Here is a 26,553-nt window from a genome sequence, read left to right on the forward strand (position 1 = left end):
CAGAATGCTGAGATACCGGGATTATTTTCCTCTGGCAGCGGATACCCAGTCGAATGCCGGCCACGGAAACGGCAGCCCACTGGCGGATGCCCTGCCGCTGGGCATACTGGTAACCGACCGGGAGGGTAAATGCCTGTACAGCAACGCCGCTTACCAGAAGCTCTGCGGCTGGAGTGGCGATGAGCTGGTCGGCTCACACTGGAGTGCCGTTATCCACCCGCAGGATCACGACCGGGTTGTCCAGCATTGGGAGGCGGCCGTGCTGGGCCGTCAATCCTTCCTGTGTGAGGCGCGCCTGAAGACCTCAAACGGCAAGGTCATCTGGATCCGCCGCAACGCGGCCCTGATGACCGATAACCTGCCCGGCCACGGCTACGTGCACACGATAGAAGATATCAGCGTGTACAAGGCCCACGAAAAAGCCCGGAGAAAAGCCGAGGCCCAGTTGTTCGAGGAAAAGGAGCGGGCACGGGTTACCCTGGATTCCATTGGTGACGCGGTGCTGTGCACCGATATCGACGGCCAGGTGTCCTACATGAACCTGGTGGCGGAGACCCTGACCGGCTTCACCCGGCGGGAAGCCATTGGCCGACCCCTTAAAGAGATTTTCAAGGTGGTGGATGCGACCAGCCGAAAACCAACACCCGATCCGGCCCGCCGGGCGATTCTGTCAGACAGCATTGTGGCGCTGGAAGCCAATTCGCTGCTGGTTGCCCGGGACGGCGAGGAACTGGCGATTGAAGACTCCGCCGCACCCATCCATAACCGCTATGGCGTGGTGACCGGTGCGGTGATCGTATTCCACGATGCCCGCTATTCCAGGGAAAACACCGCGCGCATGGCGCACCTTGCCCAGCACGATGCGCTTACCGGCCTGCACAACCGCAATGCCTTCTTTGAGCGGTTCGAGCAGTCCCTGGCCCTGGCCCGGCGCAACGGGAAGCAGATGGGCCTGCTGTTTATCGATCTCGATAACTTCAAGGCCATCAACGATGTCCTGGGCCACGACAGCGGCGACATTATCCTGGCGGCCCTGGCCGGAAAACTGAGAAGCTGCGTCAGAGCGACAGATACCGTGTGCCGGTATGGCGGTGACGAATTCGTGGTGTTGCTCAGTGAGATTGCCCAGCCGGACCATGCCGTTGCCGTTGCCGACAAGATACGGGAGGCGGCGGCCGCGCCCATGCAGCTGGCCGGCCATGAGGTGGCGCTTCAGCTCAGTATCGGCGTGAGCGTGTACCCTGACAACGGGGAAACCGCCGAAGAGCTGCTGAGGAAGGCCGACCGGGCCATGTACCGGATCAAGACGCTGAACCGCCCGCTCCCCGGCGGGAGCTTGATACCAACCGGTCCGTTTCGCGTTTGACCACGGCGTAGCATTCGCAGCAGAGTTCCTCGAGCCGGGCCCGGTTGATCACCGTAATGTGCCCGCGGTGGTATTCGATGACGCCCTGTTTCTGCAGCTTGCCGGCGGCTTCGGTTACCCCCTCGCGCCGCACCCCCAGCATGTTGGCAATCAGTTCCTGGGTCATGGTCAGGTGATTGTCCGGGAGGCGGTCAAGAGATAGCAGCAGCCATCGACACAGTTGCTGGTCTATTGAATGGTGGCGGTTGCAGACGGCTGTCTGGGACATCTGGGTAATCAGTGCCTGGGTGTAGCGCAAGGCCAGGAACCGCATCTCGGGCGTGGCGTCGAACTCAGCCTTGAGTTCCGGGGCCGGTAGCCGGTATGCGAAGCCCTTGCTTTGTACCACCGTGCGGCTGGGAGTGCGGTCTCCGCCCATGAACACAGAAATACCGACCATACCTTCGTTACCCACCACCGAGATTTCGGCGGAAGAGCCGTTGAGCATCACGTAAAGCAGCGAAACGATGCAGTTGGTGGGGAAATAGACAAACTCAATGGTTTGGCCGGATTCATGAATCACGCCGCCGAGGCTCATTTCAACCAGTTTGAGCCGGGGGAAAATCCGCTGTTTGGCACTGTCCGGAAAAGCGGCCAGCAAGTGGTTCTGCTCGGGAGTAATTGAAGCCTTCGACGTAGTCGAAGTAGTTGAAATATCAGGCATAGTCACCTCCATGGCGAAGCTATTGGCGATGGGCGCATTCCTATATCAAAGTGATCGCTGACAGGTTCGAGCAGGCCTGCCAGTCACCACAAGAAGCTAGCACAAAATAAACATTCTGACTGCAAGATTCGTCCTTAAGATTTGTTCCTATTTTGCCTGGCTACAGGTCGTTCTTTGAGTGTGCGATTTATGGTGACGGTCTGTGCCTTTCCCTCCCTGGCAATGGCGCCCCACGCCTGCTCCAGAGTTGCCCGGGCAATGGCCTCGTGGTTCTGGGGCAGAGAGTTTACCGCCAGTGGTAGAAAATCCAGCAGCCGGTCATCCCCGAAGGTGGCCAGGCGCAGGTTTTCGGGCAGCCCGCCTGGTTGGTCCAGCAGCACATCCAGAACCCCTTGCAGCAAAGTGTAGGATGCCGTCACCAGGGCATCCGGCAGACCATGTTCGTACATCAGCCGTTCCATCATCGCGGCACCGGAGGCGCGGTCATAGCGGGGGCCGCTTTCAATGAGGGTATTGACCCCGGCCCGGCCAGCCGCCGCCAGAAAGCCCTTGCGGCGTTCCCGGGTCATGGCGATTTCGGGTACGGCGTCCAGCCAGGCTATGCTGGCGGTATCAGGGCCCAGCACCGAACGGGTCAGGGCGTCTGCCGCAGTGCGGTTGTCGCTGACCACGCAGCGGATCTGCGCCGGTGACTGGGCCCGGTCGACGGCCACCACCGGAAGGCCGTCTTTCTGCAACTGAGGGTAGAAGGGGTCGTCCTGGGCCAGGGCGCTGGCCACAATCAACGCATCGCAGCGCCGGGCCTTGAGTGCCCGGGCCAGGGACTTCTCGGTTTCCGGATCGTCGTCGGAGCCGACAATCAGTAGCTGATAACTCCGGGCTCGGGCACCTTGCTCCAGCAGTTTGGCGAGCCGGGCGTAACTGGTGTTTTCCAGGTCTGGCAGGATAAAGCCCAGGGTGCGGCTGGCGCCGCCCCGCAGGGCGGCTGCCTGGGTATCGACCTGAAAATCATGTTCACGAGCCACCGCAAGTACTTTCTCGACGGTGTCCGGCTTGATGCGCCGGGCAGGCCCCTGGCCATTGATGACATAGCTGGCGGTGGTTCTTGAAACGCCGGCAAGCCGGGCAAGTTCCGCAAGGGTCATGGGCGACAGCTCCCGTTAAAAGATTGCTTGATTTCTGATCATATCTGTTTCATCATCGATTTTAAGCATGCTGACACGATTCAGCAAACAAAAACCGATATGCATCACAACAAAAAGCGAGGCAACCATCATGCTGACGCTGACCGCCGATGACGTTCGACTGGGTGCCCGGGCCACTGACTGGCAAGACGCCCTGCAACAGGCCGCCCGGGACCTTGAAACCGCCGGCCGCACCTCCCCCGATTACCTGGCCGGAATGAAGGCCCGGGAACAGCAGTCCTCCACGGTGCTGGGTAACGGCATTGCCATTCCCCACGGCACACCGGAAAGCCGGGAGGCCGTTCTCAAAACCGGCATCCGCATTCTTCAGTTTCCGGAAGGCATCACCTGGCACGATGGCGCCCGGGTCAATGTGCTGGTGGCCATCGCCGCGCAGTCTGATGAACACCTGGACATTCTCCGCCACCTTACCCGCGTGCTGGACAAGCCCGGTCTGGCTGAAAAGCTGGGCCGGGCTACGGAGGCTGCTGAACTGGTTGCCTTGCTCTCCAAAGCCCCCGCAGTGGCCAAATGCGACAGCGAAACCCTGTGTCTGGGTATCGACGCTTCCACTCCGAACGAACTGGCTCTGATTGCCGCAGCCCGCCTGCAGAGCCTGCGCTGTGTGGACACCGAGTTTCTCGCCAGCATTATTGGCCAGCCGCCGGTGGCGCTCGGCCAGGGCTTCTGGCTGACCCACCACACGGTTGGTGCCAGGCGCCCGACCCTGTCCCTGGCGACACCCAAGCGGGCAACGCCGGAACTGCGCGGGGTGTTCTGCCTGGCCGGTCCCGGTGATGAATGCCATGACCTGCTGGACCGCATTGATAACTTCCTGGCTCGCAATGAACCGATTGACGGCCTGAGTGCCGAGGCCGTACTGGCCAGGCTGTCCGGTGAGGCTGCGGATGCGGTTACCGCCAAAGTGACCCTGCTCAATAGCCACGGGCTGCATGCCCGGCCGGCGAAGCAACTGGTGCAGGAGGCACGCCGCCACAATGCCAGTATCCGGATTCGCCTGCTGGAGGGCGATGGCAGTGCGGTGTCGGCCACCAGCCTGACCCGGGTGATTGGTCTGGGCGCTCGCCGGGGCCAGACCTTGCTGCTGTCGGCAACCGGGGATCAGGCCGAACAGGCCATCACGGCCCTGAGCCGGGCCATCGAAGCGGGCCTGGGTGAGAATGTCGCTCCACTGCGTTCGGCGGAGCAGCAAGCCACGGTGCTGGAGGCTAAACCCCCAGAACCACTGGCCGATGACCAGCCGGTCAAAGCTGTGGCCGCGTCTCCGGGGCTGGCGCTGGCGCCGGCGTTTGTGATGCGCCAGCCGGTGCTGGAGTACCCGGAATCTGCCGCCGACAGCGAGCAGCAGATCCAGCGTCTTAACCAGGCCATGGATGAAGCCGATGGTCAGCTCCGGACCCTGATCCGGCAGGCCGAAGGCGGTGAAGCCGCGCCGATTCTCTCGGTGCATGTGGAGATGCTGCAGGACGAAGACCTGTATCAGGCCACGCTGGAAGCGATCAACGAAGGGGCATCCGCCGAGGCGGGCTGGTGGAAGGCCATTGATACCGCGGCCCGGGCCCAGGAGGCGCTGGCCGATCGGTTGTTGGCAGAACGGGCTGCTGATCTGCGGGATGTCGGCCGCCGGGTGCTGGCCAATCTTTGCGGCGTGGCCATGCTGACGCCGCCGGACACCCCCTACATTCTGGTGGCCGACGATCTCGGGCCGTCGGATGTGGCCCGGCTGGATACCACACGGGTACGCGGTCTGGTTACAGCGCGCGGTGGCGCCACCTCCCACAGTGCCATCCTCGCCCGCGCCCTTGGCCTGCCTGCGGTGGTGGGTGCGGGTGAGCGCATACTTACCATCCCGGACGGCGCGGATCTGGTGGTGGATGGTGAACGGGGCTGCCTGGTGCCCAACCCCGGGGCCGAACGATGCGACAAGATCCGGCGCCGGTTACAACAACTGGAATCCCTGCAGGCCGAAGCCCATGAAAACCGCCACCAGCCTGCCACCACCGAAGATGGCCATACCATCGAAGTCTGCGCCAATCTGGGTAACACCGCCCACACACCGGATGCGGTGGATCGGGGCGCTGACGGTGTCGGCCTGCTTCGTACCGAGTTCATTTTCATGGCCCATCCGGAAGCGCCGGATCTGGCCACCCAGGTCAGTGAATACCAACACGCGTTCGATGCCCTGAACGGCCTACCCCTGGTGGCCCGTACCCTGGACGTCGGTGGCGACAAGCCGCTGGATTACTGGCCGTTGCCCCAGGAAGACAACCCGTTTCTGGGCATGCGTGGTATCCGGTTGTCACTGACTCGCCCGGATATCCTGGAAACCCAGGTGCGGGCGCTGCTAACTGCCGCCGGCGACCGGCCCCTGCGCATCATGTTCCCCATGGTGAAGGATGTCGAAGAGTTCCGGGCGGCCCGGGCGATTGTTTCCAAAGTTCAGGCGGAGGTAACCGCCGGCGATGTTCAGGTGGGTGTGATGATTGAAGTGCCCTCCTGTGCATTGTTGGCGTCGACTCTGGCGCCGGAGGTGGACTTCTTCTCGGTTGGCACCAATGACCTGACCCAGTACACCCTGGCCATCGACCGTGGCCACGGGCAGCTTTCGGCTGAATCAGACGGTCTGCACCCGTCAGTATTGCGGCTGATCCGGATGACCGTGGAAGCGGCTCACGCCCACAATCGCTGGGTCGGGGTGTGCGGAGAACTTGCGTCCGACCCGCAGGCCATTCCGGTACTGGTCGGGCTGGATGTGGACGAGCTGTCCGTGACCAGCCGCCGGGTACCCCTGGTCAAGGCCTGCATTCGTGGCCTGAGTCTCGAAAGCGCTCGCCAGCAGGCGGAGAAGGCGCTGTCTCTGGCAACGGCGGCCGAGGTGCGTGACGCCCTGGAGGCCTGGTGATGGCCAACATTCTCACAGTCACCCTGAACCCGGCCCTGGACCTGAGCGTTGAAACCCCCACGCTGAACCCCGGTGAAGTTAACCGTACCGGCAATACCCGGCTGGAGCCGGCCGGCAAGGGCATCAACGTGGCAAGGGTACTGGCGCGACTGGGCCATTCGGTCACGGTAACCGGCCTGTTGGGCGAGGCCAATGCCGCGCCCTTCGAGCGCCTGTTCGAAGCGGAAGGCCTGCAGGACAGTTTGGTGCGTATTCCGGGCCAGAACCGCATCAATATCAAGATTGCCGAAGCCGGTGGCCGGGTGACTGATCTGAACGGACCGGGTTTCCGGGTGTCGGAAGACGCCCTTCAGCGCCTCGAATTCCGGCTGGCGCAATTGCTGCCGGAATGCGATGCGGTGGTGATCGGTGGCAGTCTGCCCGAGGGCTTTCCGTCCTCCGGGCTGGCGGGCCTTGTGCAGTTGGCCTCCGGTGCCGGCAAACCGGTGTGGCTGGATACCAGTGGCGAGGGCCTCAGAACGGGTATCGAGGCCGGGCCTTTTGCGGTCAAACCCAACACCGATGAGTTGTCCGGCTGGGCGGGCAAGCCTCTGAAGGACATTACGGCCGTGGAAGCTGCAGTCGCCCGTGTCCATGCTGCCGGTGTTTCCCATGTGGTGGTGTCCATGGGCGCGGACGGCGTTTTGTGGTCGTCACCGGCCGGTACCCTGCGATCGTGGGTTCCCCCCGTGACGGTGGTCAGCACCGTGTGCGCCGGCGATACCCTGCTTGCGGGCATGCTCCATGGTGTGCTTCTGGGCCAGCCTGATGAGACGATACTGACGTTCGCCACCGCTTTGTCTGCCGAATGTGTGCGCCACATTGGTGTCGGAAACCCGGATGCACCGGACTTTTCTTCCCTTCTCCAACAAACCCGGGTGCAGCCCTGGCCTGCGGAAAACAACACCGGAGAGATGCCGTTATGAATCTGATTATAGTGACTGCCTGCCCCCAGGGCGTGGCAACCCGTTTTCTGGCCGCCCGGGCCCTGGAGCGCGCGGCGAACCGGCGTGGCTGGTCGGTGACCACAGACAGCCGGGGACCGGATGGCAAGGCGGATAACCTGCCCGACGCTGCAATCATAGAACAGGCGGATCTGGTCATTGCTGCGCTCGGTGTGCCCGTTGACCTTGACGCCTATGCCGGCAAGCGTCTGCTGCAGATTCCGGTGACCGCGGCGCTGCCGGATCCGGAGGCTATTCTGGACCAGGCCCAGGCGCAAGCCATCCCCTGGGATCCTGCAAACGCCAGCCAGCAGTCGTCAGCATCAAGCCCCTCTGCCGGCGGAGCATCGGACGTTAAACGAATTGTCGCCGTTACGGCCTGCCCCACCGGCGTCGCCCATACCTTTATGGCGGCGGAGGCCCTGACCGCTGCGGCGGAATCCGCTGGCCACCAGATCCGGGTGGAAACCCAGGGCTCGGTTGGCGCCCAGGATCCGCTCACTGATGGGGAGATTGCGGCGGCCGATGTGGTTGTTCTCGCCTGCGACATCGAGGTGGACCCCAGCCGGTTTGCCGGCAAACGGGTGTGGCGGACCTCCACCGGTGCCGCCCTGAAAAAACCGGCTGATACTCTCAGTGATGCCCTGGCCGAGGCCGTGGTTCTTGAAACCGGCCAGCAGAAAGCTACCAGCGGTGCAGGAGGTGGCGAAAAACGGGGGCCCTACAAGCACCTGCTCACCGGCGTGTCCTTCATGCTGCCCATGGTAGTGGCGGGCGGTTTGCTGATCGCCCTGTCGTTCGTGTTCGGGATTGAAGCGTTCAAGGAGGAGGGCTCCCTGGCGGCCGCCCTGATGCAGATCGGCGGCGGCACCGCCTTCAAACTGATGATTCCGTTGCTGGCCGGGTACATTGCCTGGTCGATTGCTGACCGTCCCGGCCTGACTCCGGGGATGATCGGCGGCTATCTGGCCGGCGAACTGGGCGCCGGTTTCCTCGGCGGTATTGTTGCCGGCTTCCTGGCCGGCTACGTAGCTCGCTTTATCAGCCAGAAACTGCCGATGCCGGAGAGCATCGAATCCCTCAAGCCGATCCTGATCATTCCGTTGCTGGCCAGCCTGGTGACCGGCCTGGGGATGATCTATGTGATCGGCGAGCCCATGGCGGCCATCATGGACGGTTTGACCGGCTTCCTCGAGAGCATGGGAACCACCAACGCGATTCTGCTCGGCGGTATCCTGGGTGCCATGATGTGTTTCGATCTGGGCGGACCGGTGAATAAGGCTGCCTATACCTTCGGGGTTGGCCTGCTTTCGGAGGGCAGCGGAGGCTCCGCGCCCATGGCGGCCATCATGGCGGCGGGCATGGTGCCGGCCATCGGCATGGGAGTGGCCTCGTTCGTGGCCCGGCGCAAGTTTGCCGAGGCCGAACGCCAGGCCGGCCGGGCGTCGTTTGTGCTGGGGCTGTGTTTTATCTCGGAAGGCGCCATTCCGTTCATGGCCAAAGACCCGCTGCGGGTGATTCCGGTGTGCATGATCGGCGGCGCCATAACCGGTGCCCTGTCCATGCTGTTCGCCGTCAAGCTGATGGCGCCCCATGGCGGGCTGTTTGTGCTGGCCATTCCCAATGCGGTCAGCGCGGTGGTGCCCTACCTGATTGCGATCACCACAGGATCACTGGTAATTGGGCTTGGCTATGCCCTGGTCAAGACCGGCAAGGCGGAGGTGGTGGCTGGCGCGAGCTGAGCCGCTGCCGGCATCAGTCGTCGTTGCCATTGGCCACTATCCGGTTACGGCCGGATCGTTTGGCCGCGTACAGTGCCTGGTCGCAGGCCGAAAGCAGATCCCGGACAGCAAGTGTCTGCTCCTCGGCGGACCAGTTGACCACCCCGGCGCTGAAAGTAACGGTGAAGGTTTCACCCTCATCACTGACAAAGCGCTCGGATTGCAGGGCAAGCCGCAGGGATTCCGCCACCTGTTCGGCTTCGGCCAGGCCGGTTTTTGGCATCAGGATAATGAATTCCTCGCCGCCGGTACGGGCAACGGTGTCGGACTTTCGGGTTCGGGATGCGATGATATCGGCGAATCGTATCAGCACGGCATCGCCGGTCGGGTGGCCGTAGGAATCGTTGATCGCCTTGAAAAAATCGACATCCAGCGAAATCAGCGAGAAGGTTGCGCCGTAGCGTTCGCCCTCCGCGACCGATTCCTGCAGCTTGCGGAGCATGTAGCGCCGGTTGTACAAGCCGGTCAGCTCATCGGTAATCGAGAGTTGCTCAAGCTCAAGCTCGAGATTTTTCTGGATGTCGATATTGATGGTCATGCCGTGCCAGATGATCCGGCCGTCCGGTTCTTTTTCCGGCCGGGAGACACCCTTCAGCCAGTAGCAGGTACCCCTTGCCCGGACACGGTATTCGCAGACCCACTCCTCAAGGGTCTCAGCAGACCTGGCAATACTTTCGTGCACCCGGGGCAGATCCTCCGGATGAATCAGGCTAAAGATATTGTCCGGGTCGTCCAGGCATTCTTCTGCCCTGGCCCCATAAAAATCCCAGGTTTTTTCACTGACGTAGGAAAAGTAATAGCGCCCGTCCGGTTCCAGCACAAAGGTGTAGATAATGCCCGGCAGGGACTTGGACAGTTGCTCCAGCTGATGCTCGCTCATCTTCTCCCGCGTGACATCCAGGTGGGTGCCCATCAGCCAGCGGGTGCCTGAATCATCCTGACTGGTCAGCAGGGTTCCGCGGGTGTGGATCCAGCGCCAGTCGCCATCCCTGTGGAGCATGCGGATCACGCATTCAAACTTCTGGCTGCCGCCGCCCAGATAGCTGGCAAGCGCGTTTCTCGCCTCCTGCAGATCGCTGGGATGGCACAGGCTTTCCCAGGTCTGGAAGCTGACGGGTTCGAGCTCTGCCAGACTGTATCCGAGAAGCTGGGCCCAGCGTTCGTTGTAGATGACCTCCTGGGTGTCGAGGTTCCACTCCCAGGTACCAGCCCCGGTGCCTTCAAGAATCGCTTTCAGTAGGATTTCCGGTGTCAGTTCCATGTGTTCCGTCACGCTGTCTTTTACAGTCAGGCCTCGCTGAGTGCTCTGCTCTCCCAGCTGAAGTTCTTTGCCCATTCCAGAGCCTGGCCGAGTGGCAGGGGCTTGCTATAGAAGAAACCCTGCCCCAGGTCGCAGCCAAGTTCCATGAGTTTTGCTTCCACCGCAGCAGATTCAATGCCCTCGGCAACCAGCCGGCGCCTGAAACTTTTCGTCAGGCTGATGATGGCGCTGACGATCATTGCGCTGTCGGTGTTCTCCAGCATATCCATCACGAACGAACGGTCGATCTTGATCTCCTGGGCGGTCAGGCGGCGGAAAAGATCCAGCGAGGAGTAGCCGGTGCCGAAATCGTCGAGTGAGATATCCACGCCCAGCTCGTCGCAGGCCCGGAGGTTTTGCAGAACCCGGTCGGTATCGTCCAGCGCGGTGGTTTCCAGAATCTCGAGAATCAGTCTGGCGCGAACAGCCCCTGAGCAATCGGCCAAAGCCCGGGCCAGGTCGTTATGGAAACCGGGCCCGAGAAAATGCGACGGGCTGAGGTTTACGCTCAGGGTATAGGGCAGCCCCTTCTGTTCGAAATCCTGCAACAGGCTGACCGCATCCCGGATGACAAAATTACCCACGCTGCGGGCGTATTCGGTGTATTCGATGTGGTCGAGAAAATGCCCGGGGCCCAGCAGTCCTTCCTGCGGGTGGTTCCAGCGCAGCAGTGCCTCGAAGCCGACGACCGTGCGCCGGGAAAAGCAGATCTTGGGCTGGTAGTAGAGCTCGAGCTGGCCGAGTCTGATGGCATCGCCGATCTGTTCAATCACCCGCACTCGTTCCTTGCGGGAAAAATGGGAATCCAGGTCAAACAGGGTGTAGGTGTTTTTGCCCGCTTCCTTGGCGGCGTACATGGCCTGGTCGGCGTGGCGAATCAGCAGGTCGGCATCGGCATCATCATCCGGATAGACCGTCACCCCCATGCTGCCGGATAACTGCAGAACATAGTGCTTGTAGCTGATGGGCTGGCGGATGGCGTCCAGAAGCCGGGCATAGACGCGCTCGTCATCCACATCCCGCAGAATGGCGACAAACTCGTCGCCGCCGAGCCGGGCAACGACGTCGTGGGTGCGTACGCTGGTCAGCAGGCGGCTGGCCACGGATTTGAGCACGGCATCGCCGACGGCGTGGCCATGCTCATCGTTGATTTCCTTGAATCCGTCCAGATCAATGAAGCATACCGAGACCAGGCCATTGCGCTCATTGGCTTCCTGCAGCTCCTGCTCAAACAGCTCCGTTAGCCGCCGACGGTTGGGCAGGCCGGTCAGTGCGTCGTAATTTGCAGCCTGCTCGAGACTTTTCTGATGCTCCCGCTTTTCCTGGTACAGCCACTTGCGCTCAATCAGGTTGCCGACGGTTTGCATCAGCGGTTCCAGTTCTTCGGCGAGCTTGGCCTTGTAACCACCACTCCGGTTGGCCAGGCCAACAAGGCCCACCTGCCGCTCGCCGGAGAACACCGGAATCCCGATATAGCTCCGGATGGGCGGATGACCCTTGGGCAGGCCGCCGCGCCTGGCATCGGAGGCCAGGTTATTGGAGACAATCACCTCGTTGGTCACCATGGGCCGCCCCATGATGTTGTCCAGGCGCTCGAACACCAGCCCACGGCGCTCCACTTCCTGGTACAGAGCCTGGGTTTCCGGACTCCAGGCGATATTGGTGATGGCGCCGATTTTCAGGTACGGGGTCTGGTCCTGGCGGTGGAGCACTTCGCCCACGAAGCCGAACTGGCTGCCGGTCAGCGACAGCAAATCGCTGAGCATCAGCTCGAAGGCGGCCCGTTCGTTATCGCTGGTCAGGAATACATTCTGGGCCCGGTGAATGGCCCGGCCCAGATGGGAGACGGGCACATATTCGTTGTTGTCCGAGTCGATGTAGGAGCGCTCCAGCTCATCCTCGACAATACTGGCCAGGCTGCGCAGGATATCCAGATCGATCTCGCTGAATTGCCGGGGTTTGTCGTCAATGATACAGAGTGAGCCAATCTTGAAGCCGCTGGGTTCCCGCACGGGCATGCCGGCGTAGAAGCGGATGTGGGGTTTGCCGGTCACCAGGGGGTTTTTCTGAAACCGGGGGTCCCGGGTAGCGTCCTCCACCAGCAGGAGCTTGTCCTGCTGGATGGCGTAATCGCAGAACGCGACCGACCGCGGGGTTTCGGTGGTATCCAGGCCCTGGCGGGATTTGAACCACTGGCGATCTTCATCCAGCACGGAGAACAGCGCGGTTTTCACGCCGTAGTATTGTCGAGCGATCCTCGTCAGCCGCTCAAAGCGCTCTTCCGGTGGGGTATCGAGAATACCCAAACGATCGAGCGCGGCCAGCCTGCGCCTTTCGATGCCTGGGTTTATCATAGGCCTGTCTCCGCAAAGGTTCAGGGTTTGGTTGAACCTTGCAACCAGTAAGTGGAGCTCGTTCTCAATCGCTCTCTCTGGCTAACACTATGGGTTTATTCTTCTCGTTTGGCCAGATGGTTTGACACCAAACCAGAAAATTTCCCGCCGGTTTGATGGTGTGGCTCCTCAGGTCTCCGGGAAGACCTGCACTTAAACCATGTGGCTGGTTTAATGAAATTTAATATCCGTTCCTAATGCCGAAGATTTACCAGGAAATTCAACGGCTAAGCGGACAACCAATAAACCTGCGTCGTTGAGGGTCTGCCTTTGATGGTTCATGCTCATGGAGTATGGGCAAATCAGGGTAATACCATGTTGGGATCGCCAAAATCACTCTACTTTCTGTTTGTCGCCATCACGGTGTTGCTGGGTGTTGTTTTCTACCTCTGGAACCCGGTCTGGCTCTTGCCCTGGGGGATTCTTCCGGCACTTGTATTGGTGGGCGCGCGAGATCTTCGCTCCACTCACAACGTTCTGCGCAACTACCCTGTCCTGGGGCATATCCGCTACCTGCTGGAGTTTGTCCGCCCCGAATTGCGCCAATACTTTTTTGAGTCAGGGCAAAGCGGGCGCCCCTTCAATCGCGAACAGCGGGAAATCGTCAACAAGCGGGCCGACGGCCTGGCCGATACCGAACCTTTCGGCACCCGGCGAGACGTAGAAGGGGCGGGGTTCGACTTTTGCCAGCACTCAGTTTCACCGAAGGAGGTTGACGCGAGTTTCTCGCGCATCTGGATCGGCGGGCCGCAATGCCTCAAGCCCTATCACTCGTCACGATTGAATATCTCTGCCATGAGCTTCGGGGCGCTTTCCAGTAATGCCGTGCTGGCCATGAACAAAGGCGCCAGGTTGGGAGACTTTGCCCAGGACACAGGCGAAGGTGCGATAAGCCCCTATCACAAGGTGCACGAAGGCGATCTGATATGGGAAATCGGCAGCGGCTACTTTGGCTGCCGGACCCGCAACGGTGATTTCGATCCTGAGGATTTCAGAAAGAAATCGAGATCGGACCAGGTGAAGATGATTGAAATCAAGATATCCCAGGGCGCCAAGCCCGGCCACGGCGGGCTGCTGCCGGGCTCCAAGGTAAATGCGGAAATCGCCAGAACCCGGGAAATAGAGCAAGGGAAAGACTGCCAGTCGCCGGCCCGGCATCCCGAGTTCGATACCCCGGCCGGCCTGCTTGAATTTGTCGCCCGGTTGCGCGAACTGTGCGGCGGCAAGCCCGTTGGCTTCAAGCTGTGCCTGGGCAAACGCGACGATTTCATGGGTATCTGCAAGGCCATGCTGGAAACCGGCATCCAGCCCGACTTCATCACCATAGACGGCGCCGAAGGCGGTACCGGTGCCGCGCCTGCAGAGTTTGAGGATTTTATCGGCACCTACATCAATGAAGCCCTGCCGTTTGTCGATAATTGCCTGAGGGGCATCGGCAAGCGTGAGGAAATCGTGGTGATCGCCAGTGGCAAGGTGGCGATGGGGTTCGATATGGTCACCAAGCTGGCCCTCGGGGCCGACATGTGCAATGCCGCCCGCCCCTTCATGTTCGCCGTGGGCTGCATCCAGGCCCAGCGCTGCCACACCAACACCTGCCCCACCGGCGTGGCCACCCAGAATCCGGCGCGCGCAAAATCGCTGGATGTGCCCTCCAAGGCGGTGCGGGTCCGCAATTTCCACCATGCAACGATGCAGTCATTCCTTGATATTACGGGGGCACTGGGCCTCGATTCGCCGGAACTGCTTGGCCCGGAGCACATATACCACCGGCCGGAATACGGCCCGGCCTGCACCTACCGGGAGATGCACCCCCGGGTCGAGCCGGGCGACTTTCTGAACGGCAAGGTTCCGGACGCCTACCGGGCGGATTGGCAAAGAGCCGATGCCGGGCATTTTTAACATCGCCAGTCTTGGGAGTGATGCTGCCGAGCAGGCCCTGTTCAACACCTGTATGACCCTTCTGGGGCCCCAACCTGATATGAGGACCGGTTCATTAAGGACGGCGTGGAAGACGATCAGCAACTGGGGGACTGGCTGCTCGAAGTGCTGGGGGTCGCCATGTGTGCAACGGGCCTACCAGAGTGTATTGCCAAGTCTTAAAGGGCTTACTATAGTTTAGGTTATGTGAGCAAAGATCTCAGGATCAAACATTCAGGCAGGCAGCATTCCAATTTGATGGAAATTTGATCATTTTAGGGCGACTGCGTAGAATGCTGCGACCTCAATAAGTTAACAGGGTATGATTATGCTGACGTTATCAGTTGCGCTAGGGATTGTCGCACTGGGAGTATTTGCTTACCTGGCATTGAAATTCGCGGGTGAATGGCAACTCCGTAACAAGATGATTGATAAAGCAAGTCGTCTTGAGCGTCAGGGTGTGAAACCTGCTGGATCTTCCCTTTCCCATGGCATGTGCCTGCATAAAGAATCTTCCAAAATTATTCCTGATCAGATGGAATCGCTTGTCTGGTACAAACGGTTAATGGACTGACCACAACTCAATGGAATATCAGTATCTTGGCTGGATACCCTGTATCAGCGGCCATCTTGATTTCGGCTTGATGAAGCCAGGAATATCTGGCGGCTTCACGAATAAGGATATCAAGGACAATAAAACCAACCACATCAATTTCGGTTATCTGGCGCAAAAGGATCATCATGCACGTCGGGTAATGCTGCAGTCGAAGGTCAACTGGCAGGATCGTCTCAGTGACGACGAGTACGACGGTTCCTTCCGGGTATTTGTGCTCGCCGAGGCGTCAGAAAGTGCCTGCATGGATAATCGGGAACTGCTTGGCAGAGTCTACGTTTACCCGACCAGTGAACAGGAAGGCAGCAAAGCCGAAAACCGCGAAAAGTCATGGTTTCAGACGATTCACGAGGCCCAGAAAGTCTATAACAGTGCCAACGGCAATATTGATGGTTGGGATAAATCGCGAAGTCAGCTCAATCAGTGTTACGACCGGCTCAAGGGCGAGTTGGAAACAATGGGCTTCTGGCGAGTGGACTTCAAGGCCACGTCCGGCGGACTGGTTTATCTTTCCACCCCCACGGAACAGCACCGCTCACTGTCCGATAACGAAAAATACCTGATTACCCGTCAAGCGTACTACTACATCAAGTATTCGCTTCACTCCCATAAACATCATCAGGCTGAGCAGGACTCCCTCACCACGATCGTTCCCTATGACCCATCCAGAGATGGCAAGCTCGAAGCCGCATTAAAGATGTTGTGCCAGTTGAAGCGGGAACTTACCCACATCAAGCGAACACTGACCCAAGAGCAAGGACTGTATTCAGACGATGCCCTGGGAATCCTCAGCTATATGGGTTCGCTGTTAACAACCTTGCACACTCGAAAATTGATCGATGGTGATCTTCACCAGCGAGAGGGGCGTTACATCGATTCGCTCCGCAGTTCTTTTCAGGTCCAGGAGTCGAGAACCAGGAATTTCCGTTCAATCGAAGATTCAATCCGCTCTACGTACAGAGTCTATATCGGCTGGGGTTTGGCGTTACTCTCACTGTTCTTCGGAATAGTCGCACGGCCGTTTTATGCACCAGTGCCGGAAAATCAACTGTTGACGATTCCTTCGCTCGCGGAATTGATATTGTTGGTAGCGTTGACTCTGTTAGTAGCCGGCATGGTTTACAGCAAACTGTCGGCATATATGATCAGCACCAAGCGCGACGAGGCATCGTTACGATATTTCGTACAGACTCGTTATCATCCAGGTAGTTGGAAGCTTGTCAGATCATTCCTCAAAGATAACAAGGCGACCATCTTTGTGTTGATGCTATTGGTGGTGGGGGCTGTTGTTGCCGCGTTGGTCTGACAGATTCCGCGATTTCGGGAAACGAGATTTAATCTTGTCGATCATTTTTGAGTGACTTTGAAAGATTCTTCGAGATATCCATCAATACGGACTCAATATCCGGGTCCATGTGTTTGGTAGCGACATACTGCGGTATAACAAGCCCGGCCTTCTCGATATCAGGTAATTGGCGCAGAATGTCAAGGTAACGCTCAAGCAGCTCGGGTTTGGTAGTAGGCCGCGTTAGTTCCTTCTTGAGACGCTCCTCGAAACGTTTCAGCTCTTCATCATCATCAGTGTCATTCAGTTCCCAGTGCAGCTGTCGGGCAAGCGCCTTGCGTGACCAGCCCACTCTCGCGATCAAAGACTCAATCGCTTTCTGAAGCTCCAGCGTTCGTTCAGTCCCCATTTGTCCCCGACCCCCTCTGTATCTTTTGAACGGTCCCAGCGGGGACATAAACCAAACATTGATGGAGAAATACCATGAGCAAAGCAAAAACACCGATGTCGCCGGCCGCTGCTGCACGTATTCAGAGCGCTACCGCAAAACAGCATGGTGGAAACACACCGAAAGGCTCTTTTGCAGCGAAAGCGCAATCCGTAGCTGCCAAAAATATGGCTTCCGGTGGTCAACGGCCACCTAACGGACCGAGCACCACGGGTAAACCTTCCGGTAAAGGGCGCGGTAATAATCGGCCCTCACGTTAATTAGACGTGGGGATGCGGGGGCATGCTTGCCCCCGTTTTACCAACATTCGTTGGCACTGGAAGACAGAATTGCTCTGAGTTCGGACTTTCGTTCGTCAAACTCATTGTATGGCAGCGCTTCCACGGTCTTTCCCACAGCACAGAGACAGATTTCCTGCTTCGACTCATACAGTTCACGCGGCAGGACGCTCAAATCCCCATTTGCGCATGCGTTCACCATCGCATACTCCAGTTCCATGGGATAACGTTTGGCGTCCAGGAAATTGCGATCCACAAGGCCGTATCCCGTAAACCCAACCGTGAATGCCAGAACCGCCGGTAAAGCACCTCGTGTGCCATACTTCTGCCCCGTGATCGGTTTCTGGCATTTTTCGCATTCGATAGGGCGGCGCTGGTCCAATTCGTTGACGGCAGAACAGGCAGGACAATTGACCGATACAGTGGTCGAGTGTTCGATTTCTTGGGTCATTTTTCAGCCTGTTCGGTATTCCTGATTTTTTTGCGGCGTGCCGCGGGTTTTTGTGCCGCCCGCTCTGCCTGGATCCTCTCCAGCAACGCCTCCGCGCTGTTCTCCCCACTGATCAGTTCCGGGTTGTCCTTGCGCCATTGCTCGGTGAGTTCGCCCCGGAAGGCCTTGGCCAGGATCGACTGGGTGAGGTTATTGACGCGGGCCAGGGCGTTGTTGACCTGCTGTTCGATGCGGTTGGCGCGGGCGAAGAGTTGGTCTACTCGGCGGACGATTTCATTGAGCTCATTTTCTGGAGGCAGGCCCATTGGTAAAGAATTCAAAGCCGCTTGTGTGAGCTTTGCGCGCCCTGTAGTTCCAGAAAGCCAAGGGATGACGTTGTAATGCATCAAGCTATAGCAGAGATAGTCGTTGGCAGACTTGGTAGGAGCTTTCAGGATGTGTGCATGGTTATTGACCCAACATTTGCCGGAGTAACGATAAGCAATGGGCTTTTCTCTACCGTAAAATGTCTCGTCCTCCGTGACGAGGACAAAATCTCCGTCAAAAATATAGTCATCGACTTTATCAACTTCCCCGTTAGCACCGAAGTATGGGTACAGACCTTTAGCTGTAGCCCTATCATCTTTCTTCACTGGAATCCTCATGTGATCTAAGCATTCAGCAAACTGCGAAACACTCACTAGCGTCCAGCTGTCGGGAGTATCTGGTGGTGGCGCTGTATCGATGTCAGGTTTGGATGGCGCTTTAAATTTCCTGATTTTTTTGATTTTTCTACTTTGCAGTAGTTTGCCTTGTGCTTCGTCAAACATCTCATAACGAGTCTTTTCCCAACGAGAAAGTAGCTGATCTGAATTTTCCGTTGGCGAATGGGTGCGCCGCCACTCCTCCGTCAACCGCCCACTCACCGCCCCAGCCAGCACGGACTGGCGGAAGAGTTTGAGGATTTGCGGGATGCGTTCGAGACGGGCTTTGGTGTTTTCCACCTGGGCCAGCAGGATGTCGAGTTTGTCGGCGATGACTTTTTGTTCGGCGAAGGGCGGTAACGCTAACGGAAATGCTTCTACAAATGCTCGCGGAACTCGACGCAGACCCACTGCCCCCGTCATGTTTTCTGCACCCTGCTGCATGAACGACTGAGTTTTGATGATCGCAAAAAGCAGGCTTGATGAAATCTCTTTGCTGGCTGGCCTGAGGACGTAGAATTCCGAACTCCCAGCGCCAATTCCGGCCGGCATATCGCGCACAATGGCTGCTTTACCATTTTCGAAACAGGGAGTCACCTTGGCGAATATGACATCGCCATCAGCGAAGTTGGTATAGGACTTTTTAATCTCGCCCCATAGTTTTTCTTCGTAGTGCAGCGCGCCGTGATAATCGGTAGGAGCCAGTGCCATTGGAACAAAGCCTGCCCTTTGCTCGGCGCTGGCATCATTCTTGGGGTTTAGTACAACAATATCTGCGAGCGAGCACCGTGGCCAATTCTCTGGAGCAGGATCTGTTTCACTCACGCGTCACCCTCCAGAGCTGTCGCCAGTGCTTCAAGCTCACCCAGTGCCGCCCTGAGCTCCCCCATCGCCTCACCCGCCAACACACTCGGCTCCGGCAGATTGGCGGCATCCACACTGTCATTGTCTTTCAGCCAGGAAATATCCAGCGAGTCGCCCTTGTGTTCGGCAATCCATTGGCGGCTGAAGCTACGCCAGCGGCTGTGGGCCAGGCGGGGGTCGATGCCTTCGTTTTCGTCGCTGTGTTCGGGCAGCTTAATGGCGTCGGAATGGAAGCTGTATTCGCCCTCTTTGCGATCACTGTCGCCGTTGGGGCTGTTGCCATACACGGTTTCAAACGGCTTCAGGTGCTGGTCGCCAAAGGGTGTGCGTTTGCCGAAGCTGGGCATGTTGGTGCGCAGGTCGTACACCCAGACGCTCTCGGTGCAGTTTTCTTCCTGGTATTTGTCCGCCGCGCTGCCCTTGGTGAAGAACAGCACGTTGGTTTTCACGCCCTGGGCGTAGAAGATGCCGGTGGGCAGGCGCAGGAGGGTGTGCAGGTTGCACTTGTGCATCAGGTCCCGGCGCACGTCGGTGCCCACGCCGGCTTCGAACAGGACGTTGTCCGGCAGTACCACGGCGGCGCGGCCGCCGGGCTTGAGGTTGCGGTAGATGTGCTGCAGGAAGGCCAGCTGTTTGTTGCTGGTTTTGTAGGTCAGGTCGTCCCGGGTGATGCTGGCATCGCCGCCTTTGCTGGTGCCGAAGGGCGGGTTGGCGAGGATTACGTCGGCCTTTTCCAGCCCGGCGCCGGTCTGGCCCAGGGCGTTGCCCAGGTGCACCACGCCTTCGGCGTCCCCTTCCATGCCATGCAGCAGGCAGTTCATCAGGGCCAGGCGGCGGGTGCCGGGGACCAGTTCGATGCCCACATAGGCCTGGGTGGTCTGGAAGGTTTTGTCTTTGTCGCTCAGCTCGTACAGGTCGTCGGTCTGGCTTTTGATGTATTCGTGGGCGGCAATCAGAAAGCCTGCCGTTCCCGCCGCCGGGTCCTGGATGTGCTCGCCGGGTTGCGGCTTCAGGCAGCGCACCATGGTGTTGATCAGGGCGCGGGGGGTGAAGTACTGGCCGGCGCCGGATTTGGTTTCATTGGCGTTTTTCTCCAGCAGGCCTTCGTACAGGTCGCCCAGGCCGTCCTTCTGGGCGCTGAACCAGTCGATCTGGTCCAGGGTCTTGATCATCTGCTCCAGGTGGCGCGGCTCCCGCAGGCGGGTCTGGGCGTCGGCGTAGATGGCGCTGATCAGCGGGTCGTCATGCACCAGCGTGCCGTCACCGTCCTTGCCGGTGGACAGGCTGAGCAGGATGCGTTTGTAGTCGTTGAGCAGGTTGATGCCGGATTTGCCGTTGATGTCTGTCCAGCGGCAGCCTTCCGGCAGCGGGTGCTTTTTCAGGGTGCCGGCTTCGGTGTTTTCATGGACCATCTTGATAAACAGCAGCAGCACCAGTTCGGTGACGTAGTCCGAGTAGTTGATGCCGTCGTCCCGCAGAACGTCGCAGAGGTTCCAGAGTTTCTGGACGATGTCGTTGTTGGTCATTGTTACTTCCGGATTGGTGAATGCCTGGCAATGGGCGCAGTACACAATGTGGGTGTCGATTATGCCAATTTTTCGATTGTCATGTTTGGACTGCAGAATGCCTTGCGATATAGTCCGGGCGCTTGGCGGCCCAATGCCGTGCTAGTTGCCTGCGACAGGACTGAGCAGGTGCCTTCAGAGTGACAAGGAGTTGTTTGATGTTGAACCCACTGAAACGTGTTCTGCAGAGCAGAGTTGGAGGAATTGTGGCTGCGCTGTCTGTTACATTCCTGACCGCCTGTGGCCCGGAAGACAAGCCTGTTATCCCTGAGTTCGATGCAGATAAGGGATTATGCTATTCGATGACACCTCTTCTTCAGACGTTGCCCCAGACCGCAAATCTGGGCAGTTTTGTGGAGCTGCAGCGAGACTGTTCATTCCATACTGTGTCTGCTCTCTATGTCGATAAAGAGGCTCGTGGCCGCCCGCGTTATGAAATTACCACGAAGGTTATTGATGGCACGTCACCTTTCGTAGATTTTTTTACAAAAGATCGTCCCGATTTGCTTCAGGACCCGGCTGTTAATCAAAGAATGATTAGTCGATATGGTAAACAGTCACTCATGCACTTCAAAGATTGTCATCAGCACGCAGTTGAGCTTGGAACTGCCATACTGGGGAGGCACTTCAGCGTTGTAACGGAGGAAGCAGGCCATAAGGTTTGCGTCAGTACGTTCTCCTCCCCCAAGCGGGGAGAGATGTATGGCGATTTATATATCCAGCCTCGGCCAGATATTCTCATGGAAATCCGCTATGCCCGGAGCTCCAAAGAATACTGGCACAACGTGGACGATGTGGCTCAGCATCTACTCCCGCTTGTTTCGGAGTTGAATGTTCCCACCAGCGAGTGGCCAAAGCCGATTGAGAAAAGCAAAAACGATGGGGTTGGCAGGCAGCCATAGTCTTTTCGGGTTAGCTATTGGCGGTGTCGCTGTTGGTAGTCGGAAAGATGTCTTTTCCTTCACAGATGTTAAGAAGTTCTGGAAAGGCGTAAATTGAAGCCCGGCGACCCTGTCCTTCCTGTAGGATAATCAGCGGCCCATCCTCTTTTACCAGTTGACGTAACAAGCCGTGGAGTGTTTGCCGGTGGATACCTGTCCATTTGGCAAAATCACTGGTACTGAAGATGGGGCGGTCAAAAATGCCATCCAGAAGTAGCGGTGTATGCTGGGAATGTGTAGTTTCCCTGATCCAGGTCTTGGTGTCTTCATAGAGCGCCATGATTTGCCGAACCCGACGAAGGTTAACCTCCGCCTGCTGGACGATGGCGCCAAGGAAGAACTTGATCCATCCTGTCCAGTCCCCCTGTTGAGAAATGGCCGACAGTCGCTGGTAGTACTCTTCTCTGTGGGATTCCAGATAGTCCGATAGGTAGAACATCGGGCTTGAGAGCCGCTTTTTTGAGTACAGGAATAGGGGAATCAGAAGCCTGCCAATCCGGCCATTCCCGTCCTTGAATGGATGCAGTAATTCGAACTGAGCATGGACGATTGCCGTCTGTGCCAGCACGTCAAAATCATCCGCCCGCAGGTAGTGTTCCCAATACTCCAGATAATTTGGTAGCTGCAATGGGTTAGGTGGCACAAATGTCGCCTGCTCAATTGCGCAGCCAGCACGCCCAATCCAGTTTTGCTCTTTTCTGAATTGGCCAGGAGACTTGTGCTGCCCCCGAACACTGTCCAGCAGAATGCTGTGGAGTTGAAGTAACAGGTTCAGCGTTATCGGCCGGCCATCTTTGAGGTGGTCCTGGGACAGACGTAACGCTTTACGATAATTGAGTATTTCGTTGATGTCTTCGTTCTTTTGGTCATCAAATTTCTGGCCGGCTTCTCGCTCCAGAACCTCTTCAATGGTTGCCTGTGTACCCTCTATTTTGGAGGAAAGTACAGCCTCCTGTTGGGTCAGGGGTGAGAGCATGACAGCCGGGTTTACAATGCCTTGCAGGAGGCCACTGTACTCGGCCAGCTTTGAATTGGCTTCCCCGACCAGTGTGATGAGCTGGACGTAGTCCAGGTCTTTGAGCGGTAGTGTGTCAGGGACGTAGGGTTCCACGTTGCAAGTATCCTTTTGTATGAAATTATTCGTTATCTAATACGCAAATATATTTGTGTGTAATCTACCATACAAAAAGCTCTTTGTGTATTAAGAACAGGAAAATGCCATAAGCAAGCTTGTTACTGTATTAGAGGCCGTACACAAAGATACTTGTGTATGCTTTGTACAAGAATACCGGATGCAAATCAGGTCAATGTCGATGCCGTAAACATAGTTTGATCAGGCGCTCCGCTCCGGCCACATCGCCTCATTCAGCTCCTCCAGCACCGTATCCAGTTGCTCCCCCAGCACCTTGTCCATCTGCTTCGCGCCGCCGTCATCGGCAAACCGGTGGTTCACAAATTCCCGGTCGATGATCACTTCGTGTACCAGTTGCTTGGCCAGGCGATTCAGCCAGGTGCGTTGGTTGTGGGTCCAGTTGTGCTGGGTGAGGATACGGTCCATGGCTTCGGCTACCCGTTGTTCGAAGGGAATCAGCGCTTCGCCCAGGGCAGCGCGGCGGATGTAGCCGATGATGCTGGCGGCAATGTCCTTGTTGGTCTGGTTGCGCACGGCGGTTTGCAGGCTGGCTTCGGAGTAGCCGTGGTTGTCCAGCAGCAGTTTTACTTCCCGTAGCTGTTCCCGGGTGAGGTCCCGGGGTTTGTTGACCACCACGGCCAGGGCGGCGGACTGGTTGAGCTGCTGTTTGATGAACTCGTTGAAGCTGTCCAGGTAGTCTTCCGGTTTATCGTGCACGCCATAGCTCTGGATACGCTCGCGGATTTCGTCTTCATGGTCGGATATAACCGGCATGTAGTCGCTGACCACCAGCGACTTCACCTCTGCCAGTTGGTTAAGCAGGCCGCTGTGCTGTTTGATGAACTCGGAAGCCTGCCGTGGGCCGAGCTTATGCAGGTGGGTATGCAGGGATTTGGGCTCCACGCCCCAGCTCTGGTGCAGTTCATCCAGTTTCTGTTTCAGCGCTGGCCGGCTTTCGGCTTTGTTGTCGGCCTTGCGCAGCACCCGCATGAGTTTCTGGCTGAGCTGGCTGAGTAGCACATCGGCCTGGCTTTCATCAGGTTGTTCGCCGGGGCTGTTGATGGCCTTTCCCAGTTGCTCGTCGTCGGTGAGTTCTTCCACCAGTTGTTCCAGGGTGATGTTGGGGTCTTTCACCAGGGGCTTCATGGTGTTCACATCCTGCAGCGCGGCGTAGATGTCCACCGGGTCGTAGATGCGGAACACGGTCTTGCCGATCTCGTCGCAGCGGCGGGTAGCGCGGCCGATCATCTGTTCGTACAGGATGCGTGAGCGTACCCGGCGCATGAATACCAGGTTGCAGATGCGGGGTACGTCGATGCCGGTGGTGAGCAGGTCCACGGTGATGGCGATGTTGGGGTAGCGTTCGTTCTTGTAGCGGCGGATAAGCCGATCCACTTTGTCGCTCTGGCCGGTGATCTTGGCCACAGCGGCTTCGTTGTACTGGCCGTTGTAAAGGTCTTTGAAGGCATCATCCAGCAGGCGTTTGACCATATCCGCGTGCAGGTCGGTGGCGCAGAAGATCATGGTTTTTTCGTCGCCAAACGGGTCCAGCTCCTGCACCAGCTGTTCGCAGATCACCCGGTTGAAGTTCTCGTTGATCACCCGGCGGTTGAAAGTATCCACTTCGAAGTTGAGTTCGTCCTCCAGTTCGGTGGTGTCCACTTCCCCGGTCTGGGTGTTGATGACTTCGACGGGTTTGCCCTTTTCAAAGGTAATGCCATTCTGGGTCAGCAGGGTTTCGTAACGGATGGGCGGTTCGTGGTCGATCAGCCAGTCGTCTGCCACCGCTTCCCGGTAGGAGTAGGTGTAAACGGGTTTGCCGAAGATTTCACTGGTGTGCCTGGCAGGGGTGGCGGTGAGGCCGATTTTCACCGCATCGAAGTAATCCAGTACCCTGCGGTAGCTCGACAGATACTGGCTGGTGTCCCGCAGGGCCAGTTCGCCTTCGGTCATTTCCTGGTCCAGGGTGTAGCCCCGGTGGGCCTCGTCGATAATGATGCAGTCGAACCGGTCGATCGGCGGCGGGTTCTCGCTCATGAAGATGCGTTTGACCATGGCCTGCACGGTGGCGACCTGAATGCGGGTTTCTGCTTCGGCCGCCATGTCACCCAGCTCGGCAACATTATAAATCTTGCTGAGGGTGAGGTTCTGGTCCATAGGCGCTTCGTTGAAGGCATCAATGGCCTGTTGTCCGAGAGCGGTGCGGTCCACCAGGAACAGGATGCGGTGGAAGCGTTCGGTCTTCAGAAACCGGTACATCAAACCGATGATGGTGCGGGTTTTACCGGTGCCGGTGGCCATGGCAAGAAGTGTGGAACGGATACCCTGAGCCAAGGCGTGTTCAGTGGCGATGATGGCTTTTTGCTGGTAGTCCCGAAGTTTCAGGTAGCCGAAGGGCTCGTGTTTTAACAGTTTCTCGGCGTTTCCCTTGTCCCGTTCGAGCAAATCCAGCAGGCCGCCGGGGGTGTGGAATTGCGGCAGTGCCCGGCTCAGGCTACTGGGCTCCCGCACATCCCGAAACCAGGTGCCGGATTGTTCCGCCAGTTGCGGTACGTAGGGCCGGCCGTTGCAGGAATAGACAAAAGGTACGTGGTAATGGCCGTTGTCATCGGCGGGCCAGGCAATGGTGCGGCCTGTTACCTCCCACGCACCCACTAACGGTGCGGCTATCTTGAAGCCTTTGCTGTAGCGCTCGGCCTGGCGGATTTTGCCGGCGACGTTGGTGTTCTCTTTCTTGGCTTCCACGACGGCGATGGGGGTGAGGCCAACAAACAGCACATAATCCGCCCGGCCCTTCTCGCCGTTGTGGTTGGTGGGCCATTCGGCAATGGCGCGGTAGTGGCCTTTCTCCGGGCGTGCGCCTTTCTGGAAGGTGATGTCCTGACTGTCGGCTTCCCAGCCGGCGTCCTGCAGTTGCTGGTCAATCAGGATGCGGGTGAGTTCTTCGTTCAGTACCAGGGTGTCGGTAGCGGCTTTGGTCTGTTTGGCTACCTGTTGGCGCTGTTGGTTAACAGTCTGTTCGCCCTGTTCCGTGAGCTGTTGTTGCAGCGCTTTGATCTTCTGCTCGTAGGCCTGTTGCTGATGGCTCAAGGCCTGTTCGTGCTGGCGGGCCTGTTTGGCCAGGGCTCGGGATTCTTCGTCCATGGCCACGGCCAGGGCTTCGTATTCGGCCTTCTCTTTCTCGATCAGCTGGCTGAGCTGCTGGCTGCTGTCCAGCGCCATATTGGCGTGTTGCAGATCGTGGCGGAGCTTTTCGATGTCACTCTGCAGCTGGCGCAGCTGGGTGCTGGGGTCGGCTGGCGGTACAAAGGGGCCGGGCTTGAAGCTGGCACCGGCTTTCCCGAAGGAGCGGTGAAACCAGGTTGCCAGGGCTCGCGCCACTTTCAGGCCATCCATCGCTTCTTTGTGTTGGGTGCGGAACTGGTGAGTGGCCTTGTTGCCCTCGATGCGCAGGATATGGAACAGCTCTTTGATCTGCGGTTCCAGCCGCAATTCGCGGTTCAGGCGGTATAGAAGCTCGGACTGGCTGGTTTGTTCATCAAACTCGATGCCGGAGCGCGCGGCCAGGTGCTGGGCCAGGGCTTCGCCAAGCTGGCGGAGCTTGATCAGGGTGGTGTTGGGGTCACTGGCGAAGGCACGCTCGGCGGATTCGGCCAGCTCGACGAATAAAGCATCGTGCTCTGACAGAAACGAAAAGTTGCCGGAGATGAATTCCGTTGCCTTGTTCAATGTATCCCTCCGCG

At 58.3% G+C, this 26,553-nt stretch carries 19 protein-coding genes; 9 read left to right on the forward strand and 10 right to left on the reverse strand.

The window, feature by feature from the left end; all coding sequences use genetic code 11:
- Window positions 1–4 precede the first annotated feature (4 nt).
- Window positions 5–1,366 carry a diguanylate cyclase domain-containing protein gene (locus msub_RS16035; protein ID WP_053077979.1) on the forward strand — a complete coding sequence of 454 codons (1,362 nt, stop codon included), beginning with the start codon at window positions 5–7 and terminating at the stop codon, window positions 1,364–1,366.
- Here the strand turns inward: msub_RS16035 and msub_RS16040 are convergent.
- Complete coding sequence (locus msub_RS16040) at window positions 1,302–2,069, reverse strand: Crp/Fnr family transcriptional regulator (protein ID WP_048497174.1); 768 nt, start codon at window positions 2,067–2,069, stop codon at window positions 1,302–1,304. The two genes, msub_RS16035 and msub_RS16040, sit on opposite strands and share 65 nt — an antisense overlap.
- Window positions 2,070–2,203: 134 nt before the next feature.
- Window positions 2,204–3,214 (reverse strand): catabolite repressor/activator, encoded by a 1,011-nt coding sequence (gene cra, locus msub_RS16045; RefSeq protein WP_048497175.1) that lies wholly within the window; start codon window positions 3,212–3,214, stop codon window positions 2,204–2,206.
- A gap of 130 nt (window positions 3,215–3,344) precedes the next feature.
- Here cra and ptsP point away from each other — a divergent pair, with 130 nt between their 5' ends.
- The 3 genes from ptsP to msub_RS16060 are packed head-to-tail and all read left to right on the forward strand — an operon-like array spanning window position 3,345 to window position 8,901.
- Complete coding sequence (gene ptsP / locus msub_RS16050) at window positions 3,345–6,176, forward strand: phosphoenolpyruvate--protein phosphotransferase (protein WP_048497176.1); 2,832 nt, start codon at window positions 3,345–3,347, stop codon at window positions 6,174–6,176.
- Window positions 6,176–7,141 (forward strand): 1-phosphofructokinase, encoded by a 966-nt coding sequence (gene pfkB, locus msub_RS16055; RefSeq protein ID WP_048497177.1) that lies wholly within the window; start codon window positions 6,176–6,178, stop codon window positions 7,139–7,141. The genes ptsP and pfkB overlap by 1 nt, the downstream gene beginning before the upstream one ends.
- Complete coding sequence (locus msub_RS16060; protein WP_048497178.1) at window positions 7,138–8,901, forward strand: PTS fructose-like transporter subunit IIB; 1,764 nt, start codon at window positions 7,138–7,140, stop codon at window positions 8,899–8,901. The genes pfkB and msub_RS16060 overlap by 4 nt, the downstream gene beginning before the upstream one ends.
- 13 nt (window positions 8,902–8,914) lie before the next feature.
- On the opposite strand, the gene msub_RS16065 is transcribed toward msub_RS16060, so the two are convergent.
- The gene (locus msub_RS16065) at window positions 8,915–10,276 is read right to left on the reverse strand and encodes a sensor domain-containing diguanylate cyclase (protein ID WP_082146568.1); all 1,362 of its coding nucleotides are present in this window, start codon (window positions 10,274–10,276) and stop codon (window positions 8,915–8,917) included.
- The gene (locus tag msub_RS16070) at window positions 10,228–12,594 is read right to left on the reverse strand and encodes a sensor domain-containing phosphodiesterase (RefSeq protein WP_048497179.1); all 2,367 of its coding nucleotides are present in this window, start codon (window positions 12,592–12,594) and stop codon (window positions 10,228–10,230) included. The genes msub_RS16065 and msub_RS16070 overlap by 49 nt, the downstream gene beginning before the upstream one ends.
- Before the next feature lie 354 nt (window positions 12,595–12,948).
- On the opposite strand from msub_RS16070, the gene msub_RS16075 reads away from it, so the two are divergent.
- The 3 genes from msub_RS16075 to msub_RS16085 all read left to right on the forward strand — a co-directional run bounded on the left by msub_RS16075 (window position 12,949) and on the right by msub_RS16085 (window position 16,469).
- A complete protein-coding gene (locus tag msub_RS16075) occupies window positions 12,949–14,532 on the forward strand; it encodes an FMN-binding glutamate synthase family protein (RefSeq protein WP_048497180.1) in 1,584 nt (527 codons plus the stop codon).
- Between the two features lie 346 nt (window positions 14,533–14,878).
- Window positions 14,879–15,124: a hypothetical protein gene (locus msub_RS16080; protein ID WP_048497181.1), complete on the forward strand. Its 246-nt coding sequence runs from the start codon at window positions 14,879–14,881 to the stop codon at window positions 15,122–15,124.
- Window positions 15,125–15,134: 10 nt separating this feature from the next.
- Window positions 15,135–16,469 carry a hypothetical protein gene (locus msub_RS16085; protein ID WP_156182829.1) on the forward strand — a complete coding sequence of 445 codons (1,335 nt, stop codon included), beginning with the start codon at window positions 15,135–15,137 and terminating at the stop codon, window positions 16,467–16,469.
- 28 nt (window positions 16,470–16,497) lie between these two features.
- Here the strand turns inward: msub_RS16085 and msub_RS16090 are convergent, their stop codons facing one another.
- Window positions 16,498–16,857, reverse strand: a complete 360-nt coding sequence (locus msub_RS16090) for a hypothetical protein (protein ID WP_048497183.1) — start codon at window positions 16,855–16,857, stop codon at window positions 16,498–16,500.
- A 74-nt stretch (window positions 16,858–16,931) separates the two neighbouring features.
- Between msub_RS16090 and msub_RS21300 the strand changes: the two genes are divergently transcribed.
- The gene (locus msub_RS21300; protein WP_082146569.1) at window positions 16,932–17,156 is read left to right on the forward strand and encodes a hypothetical protein; all 225 of its coding nucleotides are present in this window, start codon (window positions 16,932–16,934) and stop codon (window positions 17,154–17,156) included.
- 37 nt (window positions 17,157–17,193) lie between these two features.
- On the opposite strand, the gene msub_RS16095 is transcribed toward msub_RS21300, so the two are convergent.
- The 3 genes from msub_RS16095 to msub_RS16105 are packed head-to-tail and all read right to left on the reverse strand — an operon-like array spanning window position 17,194 to window position 20,698.
- A complete protein-coding gene (locus msub_RS16095) occupies window positions 17,194–17,625 on the reverse strand; it encodes a hypothetical protein (protein ID WP_048497184.1) in 432 nt (143 codons plus the stop codon).
- Window positions 17,622–19,133 carry a restriction endonuclease subunit S gene (locus tag msub_RS16100; RefSeq protein WP_082146570.1) on the reverse strand — a complete coding sequence of 504 codons (1,512 nt, stop codon included), beginning with the start codon at window positions 19,131–19,133 and terminating at the stop codon, window positions 17,622–17,624. Before msub_RS16100 ends, msub_RS16095 begins: the two co-directional genes overlap by 4 nt.
- Window positions 19,130–20,698: a class I SAM-dependent DNA methyltransferase gene (locus msub_RS16105; protein WP_048497185.1), complete on the reverse strand. Its 1,569-nt coding sequence runs from the start codon at window positions 20,696–20,698 to the stop codon at window positions 19,130–19,132. Before msub_RS16105 ends, msub_RS16100 begins: the two co-directional genes overlap by 4 nt.
- Window positions 20,699–20,895: 197 nt before the next feature.
- On the opposite strand from msub_RS16105, the gene msub_RS16110 reads away from it, so the two are divergent.
- Window positions 20,896–21,639 carry a hypothetical protein gene (locus msub_RS16110; protein ID WP_048497186.1) on the forward strand — a complete coding sequence of 248 codons (744 nt, stop codon included), beginning with the start codon at window positions 20,896–20,898 and terminating at the stop codon, window positions 21,637–21,639.
- Window positions 21,640–21,649: 10 nt separating this feature from the next.
- On the opposite strand, the gene msub_RS16115 is transcribed toward msub_RS16110, so the two are convergent.
- Window positions 21,650–22,789, reverse strand: a complete 1,140-nt coding sequence (locus msub_RS16115; protein ID WP_053077980.1) for a Fic family protein — start codon at window positions 22,787–22,789, stop codon at window positions 21,650–21,652.
- 222 nt (window positions 22,790–23,011) lie between these two features.
- A complete protein-coding gene (gene hsdR, locus msub_RS16120) occupies window positions 23,012–26,539 on the reverse strand; it encodes a type I restriction-modification system endonuclease (protein ID WP_048497187.1) in 3,528 nt (1,175 codons plus the stop codon).
- Window positions 26,540–26,553 lie beyond the last annotated feature (14 nt).

The organism is Marinobacter subterrani (genome assembly GCF_001045555.1).
Classification (GTDB): Bacteria; Pseudomonadota; Gammaproteobacteria; order Pseudomonadales; family Oleiphilaceae; genus Marinobacter; species Marinobacter subterrani.

What these genes read in the sequence shown, in the direction of transcription:
- msub_RS16060 (WP_048497178.1), top strand. Translation starts at nt 7,138, where the DNA reads ATGAATCTGATTATAGTGACTGCCTGCCCCCAGGGCGTGGCAACCCGT.
- msub_RS16105 (WP_048497185.1), bottom strand. Translation starts at nt 20,698, where the DNA reads ATGACCAACAACGACATCGTCCAGAAACTCTGGAACCTCTGCGACGTT.
- ptsP (WP_048497176.1), top strand. Translation starts at nt 3,345, where the DNA reads ATGCTGACGCTGACCGCCGATGACGTTCGACTGGGTGCCCGGGCCACT.
- msub_RS16085 (WP_156182829.1), top strand. Translation starts at nt 15,135, where the DNA reads ATGGAATATCAGTATCTTGGCTGGATACCCTGTATCAGCGGCCATCTT.
- msub_RS16075 (WP_048497180.1), top strand. Translation starts at nt 12,949, where the DNA reads ATGTTGGGATCGCCAAAATCACTCTACTTTCTGTTTGTCGCCATCACG.
- msub_RS16065 (WP_082146568.1), bottom strand. Translation starts at nt 10,276, where the DNA reads ATGGGCAAAGAACTTCAGCTGGGAGAGCAGAGCACTCAGCGAGGCCTG.
- msub_RS16080 (WP_048497181.1), top strand. Translation starts at nt 14,879, where the DNA reads ATGCTGACGTTATCAGTTGCGCTAGGGATTGTCGCACTGGGAGTATTT.
- msub_RS16095 (WP_048497184.1), bottom strand. Translation starts at nt 17,625, where the DNA reads ATGACCCAAGAAATCGAACACTCGACCACTGTATCGGTCAATTGTCCT.
- msub_RS16040 (WP_048497174.1), bottom strand. Translation starts at nt 2,069, where the DNA reads ATGCCTGATATTTCAACTACTTCGACTACGTCGAAGGCTTCAATTACT.
- msub_RS21300 (WP_082146569.1), top strand. Translation starts at nt 16,932, where the DNA reads ATGAGCAAAGCAAAAACACCGATGTCGCCGGCCGCTGCTGCACGTATT.
- msub_RS16070 (WP_048497179.1), bottom strand. Translation starts at nt 12,594, where the DNA reads ATGATAAACCCAGGCATCGAAAGGCGCAGGCTGGCCGCGCTCGATCGT.
- cra (WP_048497175.1), bottom strand. Translation starts at nt 3,214, where the DNA reads ATGACCCTTGCGGAACTTGCCCGGCTTGCCGGCGTTTCAAGAACCACC.
- msub_RS16110 (WP_048497186.1), top strand. Translation starts at nt 20,896, where the DNA reads ATGTTGAACCCACTGAAACGTGTTCTGCAGAGCAGAGTTGGAGGAATT.
- msub_RS16090 (WP_048497183.1), bottom strand. Translation starts at nt 16,857, where the DNA reads ATGGGGACTGAACGAACGCTGGAGCTTCAGAAAGCGATTGAGTCTTTG.
- msub_RS16035 (WP_053077979.1), top strand. Translation starts at nt 5, where the DNA reads ATGCTGAGATACCGGGATTATTTTCCTCTGGCAGCGGATACCCAGTCG.
- pfkB (WP_048497177.1), top strand. Translation starts at nt 6,176, where the DNA reads ATGGCCAACATTCTCACAGTCACCCTGAACCCGGCCCTGGACCTGAGC.